This window comes from Streptomyces sp. McG3 (assembly GCF_018619185.1).
In the GTDB taxonomy this organism is placed as follows: Bacteria; Actinomycetota; Actinomycetes; order Streptomycetales; family Streptomycetaceae; genus Streptomyces.
In genome coordinates this window covers 1-3,117 of the sequence record NZ_JAAXYC010000509.1, presented here as the reverse complement: position 1 = coordinate 3,117, position 3,117 = coordinate 1, and the positions used below count along the sequence as shown (strand labels likewise).

At 70.6% G+C, this 3,117-nt stretch carries 4 protein-coding genes and 1 pseudogene; all 5 read left to right on the top strand.

The genetic code is table 11. From position 1 onward, the window contains the following. Positions 1-206: pseudogene (locus HET64_RS37805) on the top strand (ATP-binding protein); the annotation flags it as partial. Further along, positions 203-610: a roadblock/LC7 domain-containing protein gene (locus HET64_RS37800; RefSeq protein WP_007454741.1), complete on the top strand. Its 408-nt coding sequence runs from the start codon at positions 203-205 to the stop codon at positions 608-610. The pseudogene HET64_RS37805 and the gene HET64_RS37800, both read left to right, overlap by 4 nt. Continuing rightward, entirely contained in the window at positions 607-978 is a 372-nt protein-coding gene (locus tag HET64_RS37795) for a DUF742 domain-containing protein (protein WP_215111752.1), read from the top strand. The genes HET64_RS37800 and HET64_RS37795 overlap by 4 nt, the downstream gene beginning before the upstream one ends. After that, positions 959-1,573, top strand: coding sequence for an ATP/GTP-binding protein (locus HET64_RS37790; protein WP_103530099.1), 615 nt, complete (start codon positions 959-961; stop codon positions 1,571-1,573). Before HET64_RS37795 ends, HET64_RS37790 begins: the two co-directional genes overlap by 20 nt. Before the next feature lie 205 nt (positions 1,574-1,778). Further along, positions 1,779-3,117, top strand: a 1,339-nt coding sequence (locus tag HET64_RS37785) for a cytochrome P450 (RefSeq protein ID WP_215111751.1), incomplete at its 3' end; no start/stop codon positions are given.

Here is a 3,117-nt window from a genome sequence, read left to right as displayed (position 1 = left end):
ACCTCCCGCAGCAGCCCCCACCACCCCCCGCCCCCGCCAACGGTTTCCATCCCGGCGCGGACGAGGGCGCGGACGACGGACGCGGCGAGGAGAAGCCCCCCGGCCTCTGGCTGGAGGCCTTCACCAAGGCCGTCAACGGCGTACCGCAGGAACGAAAGCACGGCGAAGACTCCGATGACGCGTGGGACAAGGGAGATCTGAAGTGATCCAGCAGCGGGGAAACATGGACTGGATGCTCAAGGAACTGGCCGACGACGTTCCGAGCATCCACCAGATCGTGGTGCTCTCGTCCGACGGCCTGCGCATCGCGATGCACGGCGGCGACCCCGACGTCGCCGACCGGCTCGCGGCGGCCTGCGCCGGGCTGCAGAGCCTGGCCGCCGCCGTGGCCACCGAGATCCCGTACAGCGACGGCCTCATGAAGCTCGTGGTCATCGAGGTGACGGGCGGGTTCTTCTACCTGATGGCTGCCGGGGCCGGCGCCTACCTCGCGGTCCTGGCCGGCGAGACCGTCGACGCCGGACTCGTCGGGGCCCGGATGCGGGACATGGTCGTGCGGATCGGAGCCCACCTGACCAGCCCGCCCCGCCACGGCGGGCAGTCCGGATGAGTGGTCCTCGACGAGAACGCCGCAAGGCCGATCCGGACCTCCACGATCCGGAGCGGCTGTACGTGATCACCGGCGATCTCGACGACAGTGAACGGTCGGCGCTCGACCTGGTCACGATGGTCGTCGCGCAGGCGGAGCCCTCGCCGACCTTCCAGCCCGAGCAGGCGGCCATCCTGCGGCTCTGCCAGGCGCCGTTGTCCGTCGCCGAGATCTCGGCCTACCTCAGCCTGCCCTTCAGCGTGGTCACCTCGCTCCTGAGCGATCTCCTCGCGACCGAACTCATCCAGTCGCGTGCGCCGATCGTCCGCGCCACGCTCCCCGACAGGTCCCTTCTCGAAGCGGTGATGCATGGACTTCAGAAGCTCTGACACGATCACCGGACCCCGCAGCGAGGACGTCCTTCCCACCACGGCCACCGCCGCGGTGAAGGTCGTGATCGTCGGCGGGTTCGGCGTCGGCAAGACGACCATGGTCGGCTCGGTGAGCGAGATCCGGCCACTGACGACCGAAGAGACCATGACCCAGGCCGGCGTCGGCGTGGACGACAACGCCGGGGTGGAGGCGAAGACCGCCACCACGGTCGCCATGGACTTCGGACGGATCAGCCTCAGCGAGGAACTGATCCTGTATCTGTTCGGCACCCCCGGCCAGGAACGCTTCTGGTTCCTCTGGAACGGCCTCTTCGAGGGCGCACTCGGCGCGGTCGTCCTCATCGACACGAGACGGCTCGAAGTCAGCTTCGACGTCATCGGCCGGCTGGAGGAGCGCGGAGTGCCCTTCGTGGTGGCCGTGAACACCTTCCCCGACGCGCCGCACCACCCGGTCGAGGCCCTGCGCAGAGCCCTCGACCTGCCGGACGAGGTCCCGATGGTCGACTGCGACGCCCGGCTGCGGGCCTCCAGCCGCGATGTGCTGATGACCCTGATGCGCTATCTGCACAGCCTGGCCGTCCCCCTCGCCTGACGCCGAACCACCGTCGGGACAACCCCGGTCCGGCAGATCCACGACCGGATCCACGACCGGATCCACGACCGGATCCACGACCGGGGGCGCGCGCCATCCCGCGGCGTCTGCCCCCGGCCCGGCCCTGTCCGGTCGGTTCCGCGAACTGTCGGCCCGTCCCGGCCGTTTGTGCACCAGCCCTGGAATCCTGATCCCTGGAGCCCCTGTGACAACCCCCTTCCACCACGAACCCGGCACCGTGCCCCCGCCGCAGTGCCCGGCCCACAACCTCGACATCGGCCCCGGCGGACTGCGCCGGCTCCACGGCCCCGAGGCGGAGAACAACCCGGCGGGCCTCTACGACAAACTCCGCGCCGAACACGGCACGGTCGCCCCGATCCTGCTCCACGGCGACGTTCCCGCCTGGCTCGTGCTCGGCCACAGCGAGAACCTCCACGTCACCCGTACGCCCTCCCAGTTCTCCCGGGACTCGCGTCGCTGGCGGGCCCTCCAGGACGGCAGCGTCGCCCCGGACCACCCGCTCGCCCCGATCTTCACCTGGCAGCCCGTCTGCGTGTTCGCCGACGGCGCCAAGCACGAACGGCAGCGCGGCGCGGTCACCGACAGCATGGAGCGCATCGACACCCGCGGGGTGCGCCGCCACATCAACCGCTTCAGTAACCGCCTCGTCAACGACTTCTGCGAGAAGGGCACCGCCGACCTGGTCAGCCAGTTCGCGGAGCATCTGCCGATGATGGTGGTGTGCGCGATCTTCGGCATGCCGGAGGAGTACGACGAGCGACTCGTCCAGGCGGCCCGGGACATGACGCGCGGCACCGAGACCGCCGTGGCCAGCAACGCCCACATCGTGTCCGTGCTGACGCGCCTGGTCGAGCGGCGCCGCGCCGAACCCTCGCCGGACCTGGCCTCCTGGCTCGTCGAGCACCCCGCGACGATGACCGACACCGAGGTCATCGAGCATCTGCGCCTGATCATGATCGCCGCCTACGAGTCCACCGCCAACCTCATCGCCAACGTGCTGCGCATGGTCCTGATCGACCCGCGCTTCCGCGCCCGGCTCAGCGGCGGGCACATGACCGTCCCCGAGGCGGTCGAGCAGACCCTCTGGGACGAGCCGCCGTTCACCGCCGTCTTCGGCCGCTGGGCGGTCGGCGACACGGAGCTGGGCGGCCAGCAGATCAAGGCGGGTGACGCCCTGCTCGTCGGGATCGCCCCGGCCAACACCGACCCCACCGTCCGCCCGGACCTGGCCGCCGACATGGGCGGAAACCGCGCCCACCTCGCCTTCAGCGGCGGCCCCCACGAGTGTCCGGGACAGGACATCGGCCGGGCCATCGCCGACGTCGGGGTCGACGCCCTCCTGATGCGCGTGCCGGACCTGGAGCTCGGTGTCGGGGAGAGCGAGCTGCGCTGGGTCGGCAACATCATGTCCCGCCACCTGGTCGAGCTGCCGGTGAAGTTCGCCCCCAGCCCCCAGCAGAAGCTGGACGCCGACCCGCTCTCGGTGATGGCCCGCGCCACCCGCCCGGCCGACGCCTGGGAGA